Consider the following 19,569-nt stretch of genomic DNA (forward strand, 5'->3'; position numbering starts at 1 on the left):
TCAGGCCGGGTCGGCCGGGGTGCCGGTGGCCGTGGCCAGCAGCGAGGTCAGGGCGTTGCCGGTGATCCGGCGGAACGTGCGGCCCTGCCGGCGCCGGTCCAGGACCGCGACCTCCAACTGGTCGGCGGCCAGGGTGCGCGGGGCGCCGTTCTCGCCGCCGACGCTGGCCAGGGCGTCCACGGCGACGTGCAGGGCGCCGGCCAGCGCCATCGCCGGCTCGTGCCGGTCGCGCAGGACCGCGCCGATCGCGTCGGCCTGGCCGCCCATCGCCATCCGGCCCGGCTCGTCCTGGACCGAGCCGTCGTAGGTGAGCCGGTACAGCTCGTCCTTCTCCGGGCTCACCCCGACCTCGGCGACGCAGATCTCCACCTCGAACGGCTTCTGCTGCTCGGTGAAGATCGCCCCGAGGGTCTGGGCGTACGCGTTGGCCAGCGCCCGGCCGGTGACGTCGCGCCGGTCGTAGGCGTAGCCGCGCATGTCCGCCATCCGGACGCCGGCCGAGCGCAGGTTCTCGAACTCGTTGTACCGGCCGACCGCGGCGAAGCCGATCCGGTCGTAGATCTCGCTGACCTTGTGCAGCGCCTTCGACAGGTTCTCCGCGACGAAGAGCACGCCGTCGTCGTAGCTCAGCACGATCGCGCTGCGGCCGCGCGCGATGCCCTTGCGGGCGTACTCCGAGCGATCCCGGGTGATCTGCTCGGGAGAGGCGTAGAACTGCATGGCCATACCGGCGGTGCTCCTTCGTCTGCGGTCACGACTGGCTGGGGCCGCGCCGGGCCGGCGCGGCGGTGCGGCTCACCCGCCGGGCTGCGCGTGCCGGGCGTCCACGACCGCCCGGGCGATGGCCTCCGTCCGGTCGTCGGGCAGGCGCTGGGTGCCCTCGGCGGTCGCCGACATGACCACCGGGAAGATCTTGCGGATCAGGTCGGGGCCGCCGGTGGCGGTGTCGTCGTCGGCGGCGTCGTACAGCGCCTCGACGGCCAGCCGGGTGGCCTCGTCGGCGCTGAGGCCGGGGCGGTACCGCTTCTTCAGCGCGGCCTTGGCGAACAGCGAGCCGGAGCCGATGGCCTCGTACCCGGCGGTCTCCTCGTACCGCCCGCCGGCGATGTCGAAGCTGAAGATCCGGCCGGGCGCCTGGCCGGGCGGGGCGTCGAGGTCGAAGCCGCCGAACAGCGGGATGACCGCGAGCCCCTGCAGCGCCGCGCCGAGGTTGCCGCGGATCATCGTGGCCAGCCGGTTGGCCTTGCCGTCGAGGGACAGCATCGCGCCCTCGATCTTCTCGTAGTGCTCCAGCTCGACCTGGAACAGCCGGATCATCTCGATGCCGATGCCGGCGGTGCCGGCGATGCCGATGAGCGAGTACGCGTCGGCGGCGTGCACCTTCTCGATGTCCCGGCTGGCGATGAGGTTGCCCATCGTGGCCCGCCGGTCGCCGGCCAGCACGACGCCGTCGGCGTGGCTGATCGCGACGATCGTCGTGCCGTGCGGGACCGCGTCGCCCGCCGCGGCGGGCAGGTCCCGGCCGCCGGGGATCAGCTCGGGCGCGGCCACGCTCAGGAACTCCGTGAACGAGGACGTGCCCGGCGCGGTGAAGGCCGCCGACAGTCGCCGGGTGGGATCGAGACCTGCTGCCACGGTGTTCCTTTCGGTACGGGTTACGGGTGCGTCGGGCGGTCGGCGCCGGGCACCGGCGGGGCCGCGCGGGGACAGTATCGCGCGGACCAACCCGGCGTCATGATCGTGGTGGGCATCTTCCGGGCGCGCCGCGGACGGGCGACCACCGCCGGATGTCCGGATCGTTGACTATTGTCCGCCCTTTTGGATGTAGCCGCGGACGAACTCCTCCGCGTTCTCCTCCAGGACCGAGTCGATCTCGTCCAGCAGGTCGTCCACGTCCTCGGTGATCTCCGCGTGCCGCTCGGCGACCTCCGGGTTGGCCTCGGGGGCGACCTCCTCGGTGCCCTCCTCCCGGCGCGAGCGCCCCGACTGCGACTGTCCGCCAGTGTCACGGGTGGCCATCGGCTCCTCCTCGTGGAGTGCGAGCCCCGGGCGGGAGATCCATGCCCGAGGCGTGTTCATGAAACGTACCGTGTCGGTACGACGGATTACCCGCCCGTTTGGGCGAGTTTCGCTGTCAGCGTGCCGATCAGTTCCCGGCCAGCGCCTCCAGCAGATCCTTCGCACTCGGGCAGCGGTCGAAGAGCTGGCCGACGTGCGTGCGGGTACCGCGCTCGGGCTCCATCATCGGCACCCGGACCAGGGACTCGCGGCCGATATCGAAGATCACGGAGTCCCAGCTCGCCGCCACCACCTCGGGGGCGTACTGGGACAGGCAGCGGCCGCGGAAGTAGGCCCGGGTGTCGGCCGGCGGCTCGGTCATCGCGGCGTCGACCTCGGCCGGGTCCAGCAGCGTCTTCATCGCGCCCCGGGCCACCAGCCGGTGGTACAGGCCCTTCTCCGGACGGACGTCGGAGTACTGGAGGTCGACGAGTTGGAGCTTGGGCGAGGACCAGGCCAGGTTCTCCCGCTCCCGGTACCCCTCCAGCAGCCGCAGCTTGGCCACCCAGTCCAGCTCGTCGGCGCACAGCATCGGGTCCCGGCCGAGCCGGTCCAGCACGCCCTCCCAGCGGGAGAGCACGTCGGCGGTCTGGGCGTCGGCGTCGGTGCCGTACCGGTCGTCGACGAACGAGCGCGCCCGCTCGTAGTACGCCCACTGCAGGTCCAGCGCGGTCAGCCGGCGGCCGTCGCGCAGCCGCATCCGGTGCTTGAGCGTCGGGTCGTGGCTGATGTGCTTCAGCTCGGTGACCGGGTCGGCGATCGCCAGGTCGCCGGCGATGGCCTTCTCCTCGATCAGCGTGAGGATGAGCGCGGTCGTGCCCATCTTCAGGTACGTGGAGATCTCGGACAGGTTGGCGTCGCCGATGATGACGTGCAGCCGGCGGTACTTGTCGGCGTCGGCGTGCGGCTCGTCCCGGGTGTTGATGATCGGCCGCTTGAGGGTGGTCTCCAGGCCGACCTCGACCTCGAAGAAGTCGGCCCGCTGGGTGAGCTGGAAGCCGCTGCCGGCGCCGTCCTGGCCGAGCCCGACCCGGCCGGCGCCGCAGAACACCTGCCGGGTCACGAAGAACGGGGTGAGGTGGGTGACGATGTCGGCGAACGCCGTCTGCCGGCGCATCAGGTAGTTCTCGTGGGCGCCGTAGCTGGCGCCCTTGTTGTCGGTGTTGTTCTTGTAGAGCTGGATCGGCGGGGTGCCGGGGATGGTGGCGGCGCGGCGGGCCGCCTCGGCCATGACCTTCTCCCCCGCCTTGTCCCAGCGGACGATGTCGCGCGGGCTGGTGACCTCGGGGGTGGAGTACTCGGGGTGGGCGTGGTCGACGTACAGCCGGGCGCCGTTGGTGAGGATGACGTTGGCCAGGCCCAGGTCCTCGTCGGCCAGGGCCTCGGCCGGGTCGTAGGCGGCGCCGGCGTAGGTGAAGCCGCGGGCGTCGCGCAGCGGCGACTCCTCCTCGTAGTCCCAGCGGGCCCGGCCGCCGCGGTTCAGCTCGGGGCGGGCGCCGTACGCGTTGACGACCTGGCTGGAGGTGACCATCGGGTTGGCGCCGGGCTGGCCGGGGACGGAGATGCCGTACTCGACCTCGGTGCCCATGATCCGGCGGGCGCTCATCGCGGTACCGCGCGGGAGTGGTCGCTGGGGTTTCCGGTCACGGGGGTACCCGCCGGGTGCGGCGGCGTGGTCGCGTTGGCCATACGTCGAGCCTAGTCCGCGCGGGCGGCCCGTGGCGCGGGGCGCGGCGGGGGTAAACGTTGGTGGTACGGCACGCGGCGACGGCGCCGCCGGGCGGACCCGGGCGGCGCCGTCGTGCGGTGCGGGGCGGCCTAGAGGTACTGGCCGGTGTTGCTGGCGGTCTCGATGGAGCGGCCCGCCTCGGAGCCCTTGCCGCCGGAGACCAGCGTGCGGATGTAGACGATCCGCTCGCCCTTCTTGCCGGAGATCCGGGCCCAGTCGTCGGGGTTGGTGGTGTTGGGCAGGTCCTCGTTCTCCCGGAACTCGTCGACGCAGGCGTCGAGCAGGTGCTGGAGCCGCAGCCCCTTGCTGCCGGAGGAGAGGAACTCCTTGATGGCCATCTTCTTGCCGCGGTCCACGATGTTCTGGATCATCGCGCCGGAGTTGAAGTCCTTGAAGTACAGGACCTCCTTGTCCCCGTTGGCGTAGGTGACCTCGAGGAACCGGTTCTCCTCGGTCTCCGAGTACATCCGCAGGACCACCGCGTCGATCATCGCCGCCACGGTCGCCTTCGGGTCGCCGCCGTGCTCGGCGACGTCGTCGGCGGCCAGCGGCAGTCCGGTGAGGATGTACTTGGCGAAGATGTCCTTCGCGGACTCGGCGTCCGGCCGCTCGATCTTGATCTTCACGTCGAGGCGACCGGGGCGCAGGATGGCCGGGTCGATCATGTCTTCCCGGTTGGAGGCGCCGATGACGATGACGTTCTCCAGGCCCTCGACGCCGTCGATCTCGCTGAGGAGCTGGGGGACGATGGTGTTCTCCACGTCGGAGGAGACGCCGGAGCCGCGGGTGCGGAACACGGAGTCCATCTCGTCGAAGAACACGATGACGGGGGTACCCTCGCCGGCCTTCTCGCGGGCCCGCTGGAAGATCAGCCGGATGTGCCGCTCGGTCTCGCCGACGTACTTGTTGAGCAGCTCGGGGCCCTTGATGTTGAGGAAGAAGCTGGTGTGCTTCTCCTCGCCCTTGCGCTCGGCGATCTTCTTGGCCAGCGAGTTCGCCACCGCCTTGGCGATCATCGTCTTGCCGCAGCCGGGCGGGCCGTAGAGCAGGATGCCCTTCGGCGGGCGGAGCTGGTGCTCGCGGAACAGCTCCGCGTGCAGGAACGGCAGCTCGACCGCGTCCCGGATCATCTCGATCTGCGAGTGGAGGCCGCCGATGTCGGTGTAGTCGACGTCCGGCACCTCCTCCAGCACCAGCTCCTCGACCTCGCTCTTGGGGATGCGCTCGTACGCGTACGCCGAGCGGCCCTCGACCATGAGCGCGTCGCCGGCCCGCAGCGGCACGTCCGCCAGGGTGTCCGCCAGGAAGACGATGCGCTCCTCGTCGGAGTGCGAGATGACCAGCGCGCGATCGCCGCCCTCCAGGATCTCCTTGAGCATCGCGATCTCGCCGGTGCGCTCGAAGCCGAGCGCCGCGACGACGTTCATCGCGTCGTTGAGCAGGACCTCCTGGCCCCGTCGCAGCTCGTCGGTCGCGATCGAGGGCGAGACGCTGACCCGCAGCTTGCGCCCGCCGGTGAAGATGTCGATGGTGCCGTCGTCGTGCCCGGCGAGGAAGACGCCGTAGCCGCTGGGGGGCTGGGCGAGCTTGTCGATCTCCTCCTTGAGCGCGACGATCTGCGCCCTGGCCTCCTTGAGCGTCGCCACGAGCCGCTCGTTGTTCTCATTCGTCCGCGAGAGTTGCGCCTGGGTCGCCGCCAGACGCTCCTCGAGCTGCCGCACGTGCCGAGGGCTCTCGGTCACCTTGCGCCGGACCATGGCCAGCTCTTCCTGGAGGAATGCCACCTGGGCGGAGAGGTCCTGTGCCTCTTTCTCCCACCGAGCGGCCCGCGAACCGGTGCCGCCGCCATGCGCGTCGCCGCCATGGGGCTCGCCGCCGCCATGCGCATCGGAGCTGCGTGCCACGTCCCACCTCCCCGGGGGGTTCGAACGTTGTGCTCTCAACCCTAACCGTTCACAGGGCATTCAAGGCAGACCCGACACCCCGCTTGCCCCAACGTTGATCCGCACCGGCGAGTGCGCCCGGGCCACCCGCCGTACGGTCGGGTACGGTCGGTGGACTGACGGCGAACCACTCGGCGCGCTATCGCCACCGCTGACCGGTTCAGCGATGGCCGGATATCGACTCCCGGATACGACATTTCTGTTATCACCGTGTAAATACGTCGATCACCGGCAAAAGCGATGGTAGCGCGCAGAAGTGTTCCCCGTGTTGTTTCTCACGGTACGGAGGGGGCGGATGGGAACCGAGGGGCCGGTGGGGGCCGGCGCGGCCGCGGCGGATCTGCGGGTCTACGTCGATCAGGATCTTTGTACCGGCGACGGCCTGTGTGTCCAGTACGCGCCCGACGTCTTCGAGTTCGACATCGACGGCCTCGCGTACGTCAAGGGCGACGACGGCGAGCTGCGCACCGCCCCCGGCAGCCGGGTGGGGATCCCGGACCGGCTGCGGCTGGACGTGCTCGACGCCGCCCGGGACTGCCCGGGCGAGTGCATCCACGTCCGCACCGCCGACGACCGCCCGGTCGACCCGCCGGCCTGACGCCCGCGGGCGGATCGGCGGCCCGACACCCGCCGGAGCGGGCCGGCGGCGGGCCGCGGCGCTCGGCCGGGCCGCGGTGCTCGGAACGGCCGCGGCGGTCAGACCGGCCGCGGCCGTTAGAGCAGCGGGCGGCCGACCAGGCCGGCGACGACCCGGGCGAAGTCCTCCAGCCGGCCGATCTGGCCGGCGCCGCCGTCGTCGAGGGTCTTGCTGAACCGCAGCGCGTCGTGCCGGTACCCGGTGCCGCCCTGGTCCGGCGGCGCCGAGCCCTCGTCGACCGAGCTGAGCAGCAGGTACACGTCCACGCTGTCGACCTTCACCCGGCCGCCGTCGAGCCGGGTGAGCCGGCGCCGGCAGCCGACCTCGGTGACCGTGGACAGCGGCACCACCCGCAGCGACGACGTCATCGCGCCCGGCGGCCCCTCCCCCGGCGGCACGTCCTCGCCGTGCCACAGGATCAGCCGGCTGCCGTCGCAGACCACGGCCTCCTGCCACACGCCGTTGACCTCGTTGACGAACCGCTCCAGCGTGAACGCCACCACCCGGGCGCCGCGCAGCGCGCCGCCGAGCGCCTCCAGCGCCACCTCGGGGTCGCGCAGGTAGGCGCGGGTGGCCGAGTCGAGGTCCTCGTACGGCGACCAGTCGGGGAACACGGCGGGTATCTCGTTCGGGCCGAAGGAGGGTCGGCTCACTCGGGCTCACCGCCGCCGGGTTCGGCCGCGGCTGCGGCGAGCGCCCGCTTCAGCGCGTACGCCTCGGCGCCCTTGCTGGGCTTGCGCCGGCGCGGCGGCGCGGTGACGCCCGGCGCGAGCCTGCGCGCGGAGACCAGGAACGCGGTGTGCGCGACCATCCGGTGGTCCGGGCGCACGGCCAGGCCCTCGGCGTGCCAGTCCCGGACCAGCGACTCCCAGGCCCGCGGCTCGGTGAAGCCGCCGCGCTCGCGCAGCGCCTCGACCAGTTCGGAGAGTTGCGGGGTGGTGGCCACGTACCCGATCAGCACGCCGCCGGGGACGAGCGTCTTCTCGACCATGTCCAGCACCTCCCAGGGGGTGAGCATGTCGAGGATGATCCGGTCGAAGCCGGCGTCGTCGGTGCAGTCGGCGACGTCGCCGGTGCGCAGGGTCCAGGCCGGGTGCGGGGCGCCGAAGAACGCCTCGACGTTGCGCCGGGCGATGGCGGCGAAGTCGTCCCGGCGCTCGTACGAGACGACCTCGCCGGCGGGGCCGACGGCGCGCAGCAGCGAGCAGGTCAGCGCGCCGGAGCCGGCGCCGGCCTCCAGCACCCGGGCGCCGGGGAAGACGTCGCCCATGGCGACGATCTGGGCGGCGTCCTTCGGGTAGATCACCTGGGCGCCGCGCGGCATCGACATGACGTAGTCGGCCAGCAGCGGGCGCAGAGCCAGGTAGGCGGTGCCGCCGGCGGACGTGACGACGCTGCCCTCGGGCAGCCCGATCAGGGCGTCGTGGGCGAGCGCGCCGCGGTGGGTGTGGAACTCCCTGCCCGGTTCGAGGACGATCGTGTGCATCCGCCCCTTCGGGTCGGTGAGCTGGACCCGGTCGCCGGTGCGCAGTTCGCCGCGGCGGGGTGGGGGCAGCGGCGCGGCGTCACGGGTTCCGGCGGCGGCGGACGGGGCGCGCTCCACGGGTCACTTCCTTTGCGAGTCGAGCCAATCGGACAGCGTGGCGGCCCGCAGGACGCCGCACACATCTTCGCCCGAGGTCACGAGGTACAGCGCGGCCGGGTTCGACGCGACGGCCCGCCGCAGCTCAGCCGGGGGTAGGTGGTCGGGCAGCGCGGGCATCGCCGACAGCGCCCGGGCGACCGCGGCCACGTCCAGTCCCGGGCGCCGCTCGGCCGGTACGGCGGCCGCGGCGGCCTCGTCCACGATCGCCGACACCCGCCCCTCGGGGTCGAGCACGGCGAGGACGGCGTCGGGGTGGCCGCTGTCGGCGAGCTGCCGCTGGGCGTCGGCGAGGCTGGTCCCGGCCGGGACGGTGGCCAGCGGCGCGGCGAGCGCCGCGAGCCCCTCGCCGACCGGCCCGCGGGCGGCCCGGATGGCCTGGCCGGCGCCCTGCCACAGCGTCATGACCAGCAGCAGCGCGAAGGCCAGCCCGAAGAACGAGTGGAAGCCGAGCTGGAACAGCAGCAGCGCGGCGACGGCGGTGGCCAGGGCGAGGCCGCGGCCGATCCAGCCGGCGACGAGGATGCCGCGGCGGCGGTCGCCGGTGCCGCGCCAGAGGGCGGCGGCGAGCATCCGGCCGCCGTCCAGCGGCAGGCCGGGCAGGCTGTTGAACACGCCGACGATGAGGTTGCTCGCGGCGACCTGGCCCACGACCGTGTCGACGATGTCGAGGTTCGTGCCGGTCGCCGGGATGAGCGTGGCGACCAGCGAGGCCACCGCGCCGAGCAGCAGCGAGACGACCGGGCCGGCGGCGGCCACGCTCAGCTCGACGCCGGGGCGGGGGGCGGGGCGGTCCAGCTCGGTGTAGCCGCCGAGCAGCTCCAGGGTGATGCCGCGGACGCCGATGCCGTGGTGTCGGGCGACGAGGGCGTGGCCCAGCTCGTGCAGCAGGACCGAGAGGAACAGCAGGACCACGAAGCAGCCGGCGATGACGTACCCCACGCCGGTGTCGTGGCCGCCGGACACGGTGACGACCGGGCCGTACGCGAGGGCGACCAGGCCGGCGAAGGCCAGCGCCGAGGGCTGGAGCCGCACCGGGGCGCCGGCGAGCCGGCCGAGCGGGATGCCCGGGCGCCGAGCGTCGCCGGGCGCGGTGGGGGGCGGTACGGCGGTCATGACACTCCTTCGTTTCCTCGGGGAGAATGCTACGCATCCCGCCGGGTCGGTGACGTGTCGTACCGGTGCCCTAACCTTCGGACATGAGCGCGGATACGGCACCACCCCCGGGCACGCCGGACACCCCGCCGGCGGCCGAGCCGGCCCTGCCCTCGCTGTCGCCGTCGCGGGCGGCGGACTTCAAGACCTGCCCGCTGCTGTTCCGCTTCCGGACGATCGACCGGCTGCCCGAGCGGCCGACCGCCGAGCAGGTGCGGGGCACGCTCGTGCACGCCGTCCTGGAGCACCTGTTCGACCTGCCGGCCGGCGACCGCACCCCGGCCGCGGCGGCGGCGCTGGTGGCGCCGCGCTGGGCGGCGCTGGTCGAGGCCGAGCCGGCGCTGGCCGAGCTGCTGCCGGACGAGGCGGCCGCGGCCGCGTTCCTGGACTCGGCCAGGGACCTGCTGACCGGGTACTTCGCGGTGGAGGACCCGCGGCGGCTGGAGCCCGCGGAGCGGGAGAGCCTGATCTCGACCGTGGTCGCGGACGCGCTGCTGCTGCGCGGGTACGTCGATCGGCTGGATGTGGCGCCCGACGGGGCGGTCCGCGTGGTCGACTACAAGACGGGCGGCGCGCCGCGGGAGGCGTTCGAGGCGCGGGCCCTGTTCCAGTTGAAGTTCTACGCGCTCGTGCTGTGGCGGGCGCGGGGGGTGGTGCCGCGGGCGCTGCGCCTGCTGTACCTGAAGGACGCCGAGGTGTGCGACTACCGGCCGGACGCCGAGGAGCTGGCCCGGTTCGAGCGCACCCTGCTGGCGCTGTGGGGGGCGATCGAGCGGGCGCTGGCGAACCGGGACTTCCGCCCGACGCCGAGCCGGCTGTGCGACTGGTGTCACCATCGGGCAATCTGCCCGGCGTACGGGGGCACACCGCCGCCGTTCCCCCAGCTCATCCCCGTTGCCCGCGCGGTGTCCGGCGACCGCCGGGCGGAGGCGGGGCGGGACGGCTGAGCCGCTGCCCGAACGGGCAGGCGGGGTCCGCGGGCGGCTTGCGGGGTCGGGATAGCGTCTGGACGTCGCGTTCGTCGCGGCGCTATTCGGAAATGGGTTGGGAGACATGGTCGTGGAATCGACACCGGTGGCCGCGCGCGCGGTCGACCTGTGGAAGCGGTACGGCTCGGGCGAGGCGCAGGTGGTGGCGCTGGCCGGGGTGAGCGTGGAGCTGCGCAGCGCGGAGTTCACCGCCGTGATGGGCCCCTCGGGGTCGGGCAAGTCGACGCTGATGCACTGCCTGGCGGGGCTGGACACGGTGTCGGCGGGCGAGGTGTACGTGGGCGACACCAGGCTGGCCGGGCTCGGCGACAAGGGCCTGACGGCGCTGCGCCGGGACCGGATCGGCTTCGTCTTCCAGCAGTTCAACCTGCTGCCGACGCTCAGCGCCGAGGAGAACATCCTGCTGCCGCTGACGATCGCCGGCCGCAAGCCGGACCGGGAGTGGTTCGACACGGTGGTGGACACCGTCGGGCTGCGCGACCGGCTGACGCACAAGCCGACCGAGCTGTCCGGCGGGCAGCAGCAGCGGGTGGCGTGCGCCCGGGCCATGGTCGGGCGGCCGTCGGTGGTCTTCGCCGACGAGCCGACCGGCAACCTGGACTCGAAGTCCGGTGCCGAGGTGCTGCGCTTCCTGCGCTCCGCCGTCGACGACCACAAGCAGACCATCGTCATGGTCACCCACGACGCGGGTGCCGCGAGCTACGCCGACCGGGTGATCTTCCTCAAGGACGGGCAGGTCATCAGCGAGCTGGCCGAGCCGACCGCCGAGGCCGTCCTGGACCAGCTCAAGGGCCTGGAGACCGGCGGGGAAGGCCACTGATGCTGCGCGCCAACCTGCGCGGGCTGCTGCACCGCAAGCTGCGCCTGACCCTCGCGGTCATCGCGATCGTGCTGGGCATCGGCTTCTTCTCCGGCGCCCTCGTGCTGTCCGACACCCTCGGCAGCCGGTTCGAGTCGATGTTCTCGTCGATCTCGACCAACGTGGCGGTGGAGGTGTCGGCCCGGACCGACCCGAACCAGGGCCAGCCGCAGCGCCCGCCGACGCTGACCGAGGCCGAGCTGGCCCGGATCCGCGCGGTCGACGGCGTCGGCGCCGTCGGCGCGAACGTCCAGGGCATGAACGTCGTGCCGTACGACCAGCGCACCGGCAAGCCGCTGCCCGGCGGCGGGGCGCCCCAGTTCGGCTTCGGCATCGAGCCGGGCGGCGACCCGATGAACGTCATCGAGCTGCGCGAGGGCCGCTGGCCGGCCGCGCCGACCGAGGTGGCGCTCACCAAGCACACGGCGAGCTTGACCCACACCGCGCTCGGGCAGAAGATCAAGGTCTTCATCCCGCGGCTCCAGCGGCCGGTGGAGTACACGGTCGTCGGCCTCGGCGGGTACGCCGGCGGCCGGGACAGCCTCGGCGGCGAGAGCATGGTCCTGTTGCCGATGGCCGAGGCGCAGCTCGCCTTCTACGGCCGGGTCGGCCAGTACGGCGGGGTGTCGCTGGCCGCCCGCGACGGGGTCAGCGACGAGGCGCTGCGGGACCGGGTGGCCGGCGTGCTGCCGGCCACATTCGAGGCCAAGACCGGCGCGCAGAGCAGCGCCGACCAGGCCGCGGCGATCTCGGACGCCATCTCGGGCGTGACCACGTACGTGCTCACCCCGTTCGCCGGGGTGGCGCTGGTGGTCGGCATCTTCCTCATCTTCAACACCTTCAACGTGCTGGTCACCCAGCGCGCCCGGGAGCTGGCGATGATGCGCGCCCTCGGCGCCGGCCGCGGCCAGGTCACCTGGTCGGTGCTGGTCGAGGCGCTGATCGTCGGCGCCGTCGGCGCCACCCTCGGCCTCGGCCTGGGGATCGGCATCGGCGCCCTGGGCACGTGGGCGCTCAGCGCGCTCGGCGACTCGCCGCTGCCCGGCAGCGGCATCGACGTCGGCGCGGGCACCGTGCTGTCCGCGTACGGCATCGGGATCCTCGTCACGGTCGTGGCGGCGCTGATCCCGGCCGTGCGGGCCTCCCGGGTGCCGCCGCTGGCGGCGATGCGGGAGATCGCGCACACCGACAAGCCGCTGCGGCTGCGGGCGGTGGCCGGCGCGGTCGTCGGCCTCGCCGCCGTCGGGCTGGTGGTGGCCGGGCTGCGGGCCAAGGGCGACGGGCTGACGCTGGTGGCCGTTGGCTGCGTGGTGACCTTCCTCGCCGCGATCGTGCTGGCGCCGCTGATCACCCGCCCGGTGGGCCGGCTGATCGGCGCGCTGGTCGGCTGGGGCGTGCCGGGGCGGCTGGGCGTGCGCAACGCCGTCCGCAACCCGCGCCGGACCGCCGTGACCGCGGCCGCGCTGATGATCGGCATCATGCTGGTCACGGCGGCGAGCGTGATCGCCACCTCGTTCAAGGAGTCGATCACCAAGGAGCTGGACAGCACGCTCGGCACCGAGCTGACCGTCACGACCGGCTTCGCCGCCCCGCCGGACGGCACGATCGGCTTCTCCGAGGCCGCCGCCGCCCGGGTCCGGGCACTGCCGGGCGTCCAGGACGTCGTCACGTTCCACATGACGGTCGGCGCGAAGCTCAACGGGACGGTGTACGAGTCGGTCGGCGCCGGGACGCTGGACAACGTCGCCGCCGCCGAGCGGACCATGGGCCTGGAGCGGGTCCGCGGCGAGGTACGGGCGCTGAACGCCGGCGAGCTGGTCGCGGACGAGAAGACCGTCAAGGACCGCGGCTGGAACCTCGGCGACACCATCCGGGTGGGCCTGCCCGGCGGCGAGCGCCCGTACAAGCTGGTGGGCGTCAGCGCGGCGACCCCGCTGTGGACGAACTTCGTCATGCTGCCGACCAGCGCCGCCGCCGACTTCGCCGGCCCGCTGGCGTCGCAGGCGATGGTGGACGTCCGCGACGGCGCCGACGTCGCCGCGGTGAAGCAGCAGGTCACCGACATCATGGTCGACTTCCCGTCGGTCACGGTGGCGGACAAGGAGGAGACGACCAAGCAGCTCACCACGCTGTTCGACATCGCCATCACGATCATCACGGTGCTGCTGAGCCTGGCCATGCTCATCGCCCTGCTGGGCATCCTCAACACGCTGCTGCTCAGCATCATCGAGCGGACCCGCGAGCTGGGCATGCTGCGGGCGATCGGGCTGGGCCGCGGCGGCGTGGTCCGGATGGTCGGCACCGAGGCGGTCCTGATGTCGATCTTCGGCGGGCTGCTCGGCATCGCGGTCGGGCTCGGCATCGGCGCGGCGCTGGCCAAGGCGCTGGAGTACCAGGAGTTCACCAGCGGCGTCTGGGTGCCGTGGGGCCAGCTCATCGCCGCGGTGATCGTCGCCGCGGTGGCGGGCGTGTTCGCCGCGATCATCCCGGCGGTCCGGGCGGCGCGGCTGAATGTGCTGAACGCGATCGCCTACGAGTGAGATCGGCGCGGCGGGGCTCCGGTAACGGGGCTCCGCCGCGGTCCGCGGTCCGGTCCGCGGTTGTCGGTCAGCGGGCGGGCCGCAGGTTGCAGGACGGCAGGCCCGAGCGGAAGCCGTCGAAGAACGCGTCGGTGCGCTCCTTCGCCGTACCGTGCGCGTCCGGCGCGAACCACTGCTGCCCCGAGTCGTCGCCGACCGCCAGCAGGCCGCGCCGCAGCTCGTCGAGGTCGCCGTCCTGGAGTTCGAGCGAGCCGGCGCTGACCGAGTCGCTGATGTACGCGCCCGCCATGCAGTCCGCCTGCAACTCCTGCTGGATCGTGAACCGGTGCGAAATGGCCAACCGGGCCTGGACGGCGTGGGCGTACTCGTGCCCGACCAGGTAGAAAATGAACGCGTCGCCGATCCGCCGGAACTGGCCGGCCGCCCACGGCTCGTCGTAGGCGATGAAGTCCCCGGCCGAGCAGTAGGCGGCGTTGTTGCGGCCCAGCGGCTCGCCGGCGCAGGTCACCTCGCCCGCCGCGCGGTACGCCTGGAACCGGGCCACCGGCCGGAACGCGCGCCCCTGGTCGGGCATCGCCGTCGCCCAGTACCGCTCCACGCTCCCCCGCGCGTCGTTGACGTCCTGGCGGAACTCGGCCACGCTCGTGCCGCCGTCGCCCTGCCGCGCGCCGGCGGCGGTCCCGGCGGTGCCGCCGCCGGCCGTGCCGCCGGCCGGGGACGGGGCGGCGCCGATGTCGATCCGCGGCAGGGCGCAGCCGCCCAGCGCGAGGGCAAGCGCCGCCGCGGCGGCGGCGAGCGCACGGCGAGCGTGGGGACGGCGGGCGGTGGACCGGGCCGGCGTGGTGGCCGGGGGCGTGGCCTGCACGGGTTGTGGCCTCCGTACGGGGAGAACGGACGACTGGCTTTGAAGCGTAGCCCGCCGAACGGGGGGATCGAGTCGCCCGCGGGGTCGACAAACGACGGGGGCTCCGCGCGGATCCCGGACGGTCGGCGGGCGCGGGCAACCGAACGCGGTACGGCCGGCCGGCGGTTGCACCGGCCGAGTCGGACATCCCGGATTCGACCGCGGTCGTTGCCGTCGACCCGGGTGGCACCACCGCCGGAAAGGCGAGGTTCCGTACGCGCTTGCCGACCTACGGCCAGCGAAGGTCCGCGACGTAGGACGTGCCCTCGGTGCCCGCCATGAAGATTTCGACCTTCGTTCCCGCCTTGACGATCCCCACCGGCTCGGTCCGCATCCCGTCGGCGCACGAGTGCTCCCAGATCCGGGGCGCATCGTCGAACTCGATCGTCGTGGTGAGGGTGCCACGGTCGCATTCCAGGTGGAACGTCATCGGCGCCGTCCGCTTGGTTCTCGTCTCGGCCGAGCTGTTGGTGGGGAGCCCGCCGATGCTCATCCAGAACGTCTTGTCGTCCTGCTCGATGGACGACGTGAACGACGCCGACGGCAGCGGCTTCGGGGCAGCCGAATCGTGGGCGGACGTCGGGGTGGGCGTGGGCCGGGGTGCCGGGTCGCCCCCACATCCAGCGAGCAGGAGCAACCCGGCCACCACGGCGACGCAGCGGGTCCTGGTCACACCTTGAGGTACGGCTTGCCGTCGTTGCACTGCGGCGGCCGGGAGCCCAACGACTTCTTGGACGACCAGATGCACCAGCCGATCGCCCGACTCCGCGCGGACACGTAGGTGGTCAGGAGCTTGCGGTTGATCTTCTTGCAGGTGCGCGCGGCGAGCTGGTACTTCTCGCCGGTCACCACGAGCCGTGCCCTGCCCCAGAAGGCGTTGCCCCAGCGCTTCGCGGGCACGTTGGTGGACGCCTCGGTAGAGGCGGACACCCCGATCGTCGCCTGGATCGTGTGATCCAGCTTCGCTTGGAGGGTGGCGACGATCACGCTTCCCTCGCCCGACACGCCGATGCTGTGGCCGATGGACAGTTCGCCGCTGATGCCCGACGTGAGCTTGTGCGACCCAGCGCTGTTGAAGAAATGGGAAATGTTCGGCCCGACCCGGCCCATCCGGTCGTCGAACCTCTTCTTCTTGTGGTAGATCCACTGACCCTTGCAGTCGGGATCGCCGGCCGCATGCGCGGGCGATTGCTCGTCCGGCAGATCCTCGCCGCGGGTGCCGGCCGCTGCCGGATCCTCCCAGTCCGCCGGAACGCCGACGTCGGGCTCCTCACCTGCCTCGATGATCACGAACGGCCGATCAGCGGTGGTGACCTTCGGCGCTGCGGACGCAGCGGACGAAGGCACGACCGCCGCCGCCGCTGTGGCCAGGGCTACGGCGCTCACAAGACGCCGGGTGGCACGTCGCATTCGCGTGCATCCTTCCGTCGGGCTGGCCGACGGAAGTTATCGAACGGGAGGACAGTAGGGAACCGAAATGTCAGGTAGCCGACAATACGGTCACCGTACGTGATTCGGGATCGCTACTTGGCGTTGAAGTAGTTGGCGTCGGGGTGGTGGGTGATCAGGGCGTCGGTGGACTGCTCCGGTATCAACTGGAACTCCTCCGACAACTCGACCCCGATCCGCCCCGCGTCCAGCAGGTCGACGATCGCCGCCCGGTTCTCCAGGTCCGGGCACGCCGGATACCCGAACGCGTACCGGCAGCCCCGGAACTCCGTCTTGAACAGCCCGTCCACGTCCGCCGGGTCCGCGTCGGCGACCGTACCGCCGGACGGCAGCGCCAGCTCCGCCCGCACCCGCCGGTGCCAGTACTCGGCCAGCGCCTCGGTGAGCTGCACCGACAGGCCGTGCACCTCCAGGTAGTCGCGGTACTCGTTGGCGGCGAACAGCTTGTTCGCGTACTCGCTGATCGGCTGCCCGACCGTCACCAACTGGAGCGCGACCACGTCCGGCGGGCCGCCCTCGGTGCGCGGGCGCCAGAAGTCGGCCAGGCACAGCCGCCGCTCGGCGCGCTGCCGCGGGAACCGGAACCGGGCCCGTTCCCGCTCCCCCGCCGCGTCCAGGATGACCAGGTCGTTGCCCTCGGCGTACGCCGGGAAGTAGCCGTAGACGACCGCCGCCTCCAGTACCTTGTCGGCGATCAGCCGGTCCAGCCAGTAGCGCAGCCGCGGGCGGCCCTCGCTCTCCACGAGCTGCTCGTACGACGGGCCCTTGCCGCCGCGCACCCCGCGCAGCCCCCACTGGCCCATGAACGTCGCCCGCTCGTCCAGCAGCGCCGCGTAGTCGGCCAGCGGGATGCCCTTGACCACCCGGGTGCCCCAGAACGGCGGGCGCGGGACCTCCACGTCGGTAGCCACGTCGGCGCGCACGCTGTCGTCGTACAGGTCGGGCAGGTTGTCGGCCGCGGCGGTGGTCCGGGCGCGGCGGGCCCGGCGGGCGGCCAGCGCCGCCTCGCGGACCTCGTCGACCATCGGGCGCTCGCCGCGCTTGGCGGCCATCACCCGGTCCATCAGGGACAGGCCCTCGAACGCGTCCCGGGCGTAGTGCACCTCGCCGGCGAACATCGCCCGCAGGTCGTCCTCGACGTAAGCCCGGGTCAGCGCGGCCCCGCCCAGCAGGACGGGCCAGCGCTCGGCGACGCCGCGGCTGGCCATCTCGGCCAGGTTCTCCTTCATGATCACGGTGCTCTTGACGAGCAGGCCGGACATGCCGATGGCGTCGGCGGCGTGGTTCTCGGCGGCGTCCAGGATCGCGTTGATCGGCTGCTTGATGCCGAGGTTGATCACCTCGTAGCCGTTGTTGGACAGGATGATGTCGACGAGGTTCTTGCCGATGTCGTGCACGTCGCCCTTGACCGTGGCCAGCACGATCCGGCCCTTGCCGGCGCCCTCCTCCTTCTCCATGTGCGGTTCGAGGTACGCGACGGCGGCCTTCATCACCTCGGCCGACTGGAGCACGAACGGGAGCTGCATCTGGCCCGAGCCGAACAGCTCGCCGACGGTCTTCATGCCGTCCAGCAGCAGGTCGTTGATGATCGACAGGGCCGGGCGGATGGCCAGCGCCGCCTCGAGGTCGGGCTCCAGGCCGGTGCGCTCGCCGTCGATGATCCGGCGCTTGAGCCGCTCCTCCAGCGGCAGCGCGGCCAGCTCCTCGGCCCGCGACTGCCGGGCCGAGGCGGCGTCGACGCCCTCGAACAGCTCGATGAACCGCTGCACCGGGTCGTAGCCCTCGCGCCGGCGGTCGTAGACCAGGTCCAGGGCCACCTCGCGGCGCTCGTCCGGGATCTGCGCCATCGGCAGGATCTTGGAGGCGTGCACGATCGCGCTGGTCAGGCCCGCCTGTACGCACTCGTGCAGGAACACCGAGTTGAGCACCTGCCGGGCGGCCGGGTTGAGGCCGAACGACACGTTGGAGATGCCCAGGGTGAAGTTGACCCCGGGGTACCGGCGGGAGATCTCCCGGATCGCCTCGATCGTCTCGATGCCGTCGCGCCGGGTCTCCTCCTGGCCGGTGGCGATCGGGAAGGTGAGGCAGTCGATGAGGATGTCCGCGCGGTCCAGCCCCCACCGGCCGGTGAGGTCGTCGATCAGCCGGGCGGCGATCCGGACCTTCCAGTCCTTGTCCCGGGCCTGGCCCTCCTCGTCGATGAGCAGCGCGACGACGGACGCGCCGTGCTCCTTGACGATGGGCATCATCCGGGCGTACCGGGAGGTGGGGCCGTCGCCGTCCTCGAAGTTCACCGAGTTGACCACGCACCGGCCGCCGAGCATCTCCAGGCCCGCCTCGACCACCTGCGGCTCGGTCGAGTCCAGCATGATCGGCAGGGTGGAGGCGGTGGCGAACCGGCCGGCGACCTCCCGCATGTCGACGGTGCCGTCCCGGCCGACGTAGTCGACGCACAGGTCCAGCACGTGCGAGCCGTCCCGGGCCTGGCCGCGGGCGATCTCCACGCAGGCGCCGAAGTCGGCGGCGAGCATCGCCTCGCGGAACGCCCTCGAGCCGTTGGCGTTGGTCCGCTCCCCCACCATCAGGATCGAGGCGTCCTGCCGGAACGGGGTGTGGTGGTACACGCTGGACACACCCGGCTCGGCGGCCGGGGTACGGGTCGGCGCGGGCGTGCCGCGCAGCGCGTCGGCGACCGCGGCGATGTGCGCGGGCGTGGTGCCGCAGCAGCCGCCGACCAGGCCGACGCCGTACTCGTCGACGAACCGGCGCAGCCACTCCACCAGGTCGTCGGGGGTCAGCGGGTAGTAGGCGCCGTCCGGGGTGAGCTGGGGCAGGCCGGCGTTCGGCATCACCGACAGCGGCACCGCGGCGTGCCGGGACAGGTACCGCAGGTGCTCGCTCATCTCGGCCGGGCCGGTAGCGCAGTTCAGCCCGATCAGGTCGATGCCCAGCGGCTCCAGCGCGGTCAGCGCCGCGCCGATCTCGCTGCCGACCAGCATCGTGCCGGTGGTCTCGACGGTCACCTGGCAGATCAGCACCACGTCCCGGCCGCCGGCGGCGATGGCCCGCCGGGCGCCGACCACGGCCGCCTTCGTCTGGAGCAGGTCCTGCGAGGTCTCCACGATGAGGCCGTCCGCGCCGCCGGCGATCAGGCCGCGGGCGTTGGCCTCGTACGCGTCGCGCAGCTCGGCGTACGTGACGTGGCCGAGGGTGGGCAGCTTGGTGCCGGGACCCATCGCGCCGAGGACGAACCGCGGCCGCTCGGGGGTGCTCGCGGCGTCCGCCGCGGCCCGGGCGATCCGGGCGCCGGCCTCGGCCAGCTCCTCGACCCGGTGCTCGATGTCGTACTCGCGCAGCGCGGACAGGTTCGTCCCGAACGTGTTGGTCTCGACGCAGTCGGCGCCCGCGGCCAGGTAGGCGGCGTGCACGTCGCGGACGACGTCGGGGCGGGTGACGTTGAGGATCTCGTTGCACCCCTCCAGGTGCTCGAAATCGTCCAGCGTCAGGTCGGCCGCCTGGAGCATCGTCCCCATGGCACCGTCGGCCACGAGGACCCGGCTGGCTAGCGCCGTGCGCAGGGCGGAGGGGGCGGCGGTCGCGTCGCGCGCGGTCGCCGGCTGGCGGGGGGCATCGAGCGTACGGGCAGCATCGATGGGCGTGTGCT

Annotated in this window: 15 protein-coding genes and 1 pseudogene; 4 read left to right on the forward strand and 12 right to left on the reverse strand. The window is 72.6% G+C overall.

Annotated elements, in window-relative coordinates:
* The 5 genes and pseudogenes from prcA to arc form a co-directional block, all read right to left on the reverse strand.
* Window positions 1-726, reverse strand: coding sequence for a proteasome subunit alpha (gene prcA / locus IEY94_RS17285; RefSeq protein WP_189171250.1), 726 nt, complete (start codon window positions 724-726; stop codon window positions 1-3).
* A gap of 69 nt (window positions 727-795) precedes the next feature.
* Window positions 796-1,635, reverse strand: coding sequence for a proteasome subunit beta (gene prcB / locus IEY94_RS17290; protein ID WP_189171251.1), 840 nt, complete (start codon window positions 1,633-1,635; stop codon window positions 796-798).
* A 168-nt stretch (window positions 1,636-1,803) separates the two neighbouring features.
* Window positions 1,804-2,019, reverse strand: coding sequence for a ubiquitin-like protein Pup (locus IEY94_RS17295; protein WP_189171252.1), 216 nt, complete (start codon window positions 2,017-2,019; stop codon window positions 1,804-1,806).
* Window positions 2,020-2,146: 127 nt separating this feature from the next.
* Window positions 2,147-3,664: a depupylase/deamidase Dop gene (gene dop / locus IEY94_RS17300; protein ID WP_373291313.1), complete on the reverse strand. Its 1,518-nt coding sequence runs from the start codon at window positions 3,662-3,664 to the stop codon at window positions 2,147-2,149.
* Window positions 3,665-3,876: 212 nt separating this feature from the next.
* Window positions 3,877-5,622, reverse strand: a pseudogene (arc, locus tag IEY94_RS17305) (proteasome ATPase); the annotation flags it as partial.
* 403 nt (window positions 5,623-6,025) lie between these two features.
* On the opposite strand from arc, the gene IEY94_RS17310 reads away from it, so the two are divergent.
* On the forward strand, window positions 6,026-6,328 hold the full coding sequence (locus IEY94_RS17310; RefSeq protein ID WP_189171254.1) for a ferredoxin: 303 nt from the start codon (window positions 6,026-6,028) through the stop codon (window positions 6,326-6,328).
* A 116-nt stretch (window positions 6,329-6,444) separates the two neighbouring features.
* Here the strand turns inward: IEY94_RS17310 and IEY94_RS17315 are convergent, their stop codons facing one another.
* The 3 genes from IEY94_RS17315 to IEY94_RS17325 are packed head-to-tail and all read right to left on the reverse strand — an operon-like array spanning window position 6,445 to window position 9,125.
* Window positions 6,445-7,020: a hypothetical protein gene (locus IEY94_RS17315; RefSeq protein ID WP_189171255.1), complete on the reverse strand. Its 576-nt coding sequence runs from the start codon at window positions 7,018-7,020 to the stop codon at window positions 6,445-6,447.
* Window positions 7,017-7,970 (reverse strand): tRNA (adenine-N1)-methyltransferase, encoded by a 954-nt coding sequence (locus IEY94_RS17320; RefSeq protein WP_189171256.1) that lies wholly within the window; start codon window positions 7,968-7,970, stop codon window positions 7,017-7,019. The genes IEY94_RS17315 and IEY94_RS17320 overlap by 4 nt, the downstream gene beginning before the upstream one ends.
* A gap of 3 nt (window positions 7,971-7,973) precedes the next feature.
* The gene (locus IEY94_RS17325) at window positions 7,974-9,125 is read right to left on the reverse strand and encodes a site-2 protease family protein (RefSeq protein WP_189171257.1); all 1,152 of its coding nucleotides are present in this window, start codon (window positions 9,123-9,125) and stop codon (window positions 7,974-7,976) included.
* 83 nt (window positions 9,126-9,208) lie between these two features.
* Here IEY94_RS17325 and IEY94_RS17330 point away from each other — a divergent pair, with 83 nt between their 5' ends.
* The 3 genes from IEY94_RS17330 (at window position 9,209) to IEY94_RS17340 (ending at window position 13,552) form a co-directional block, all read left to right on the forward strand.
* A complete protein-coding gene (locus IEY94_RS17330) occupies window positions 9,209-10,111 on the forward strand; it encodes a RecB family exonuclease (RefSeq protein WP_189171258.1) in 903 nt (300 codons plus the stop codon).
* Between the two features lie 112 nt (window positions 10,112-10,223).
* On the forward strand, window positions 10,224-10,973 hold the full coding sequence (locus IEY94_RS17335) for an ABC transporter ATP-binding protein (protein WP_373291314.1): 750 nt from the start codon (window positions 10,224-10,226) through the stop codon (window positions 10,971-10,973).
* The gene (locus IEY94_RS17340; protein ID WP_189171260.1) at window positions 10,973-13,552 is read left to right on the forward strand and encodes an ABC transporter permease; all 2,580 of its coding nucleotides are present in this window, start codon (window positions 10,973-10,975) and stop codon (window positions 13,550-13,552) included. Before IEY94_RS17335 ends, IEY94_RS17340 begins: the two co-directional genes overlap by 1 nt.
* Window positions 13,553-13,619: 67 nt before the next feature.
* On the opposite strand, the gene IEY94_RS17345 is transcribed toward IEY94_RS17340, so the two are convergent.
* From IEY94_RS17345 to metH, 4 genes are all read right to left on the reverse strand, one after another.
* Window positions 13,620-14,417 (reverse strand): neutral zinc metallopeptidase, encoded by a 798-nt coding sequence (locus IEY94_RS17345; RefSeq protein ID WP_229784201.1) that lies wholly within the window; start codon window positions 14,415-14,417, stop codon window positions 13,620-13,622.
* A 268-nt stretch (window positions 14,418-14,685) separates the two neighbouring features.
* Window positions 14,686-15,129, reverse strand: a complete 444-nt coding sequence (locus IEY94_RS23670) for a hypothetical protein (RefSeq protein WP_229784204.1) — start codon at window positions 15,127-15,129, stop codon at window positions 14,686-14,688.
* Window positions 15,126-15,866 (reverse strand): hypothetical protein, encoded by a 741-nt coding sequence (locus IEY94_RS17350; RefSeq protein WP_189171262.1) that lies wholly within the window; start codon window positions 15,864-15,866, stop codon window positions 15,126-15,128. Before IEY94_RS17350 ends, IEY94_RS23670 begins: the two co-directional genes overlap by 4 nt.
* A gap of 113 nt (window positions 15,867-15,979) precedes the next feature.
* A complete protein-coding gene (gene metH, locus IEY94_RS17355) occupies window positions 15,980-19,483 on the reverse strand; it encodes a methionine synthase (protein WP_189171423.1) in 3,504 nt (1,167 codons plus the stop codon).
* Between the last annotated feature and the right edge of the window lie 86 nt (window positions 19,484-19,569).

This window comes from Pilimelia anulata (genome assembly GCF_014647895.1).
Lineage (GTDB): Bacteria > Actinomycetota > Actinomycetes > Mycobacteriales > Micromonosporaceae > Pilimelia > Pilimelia anulata.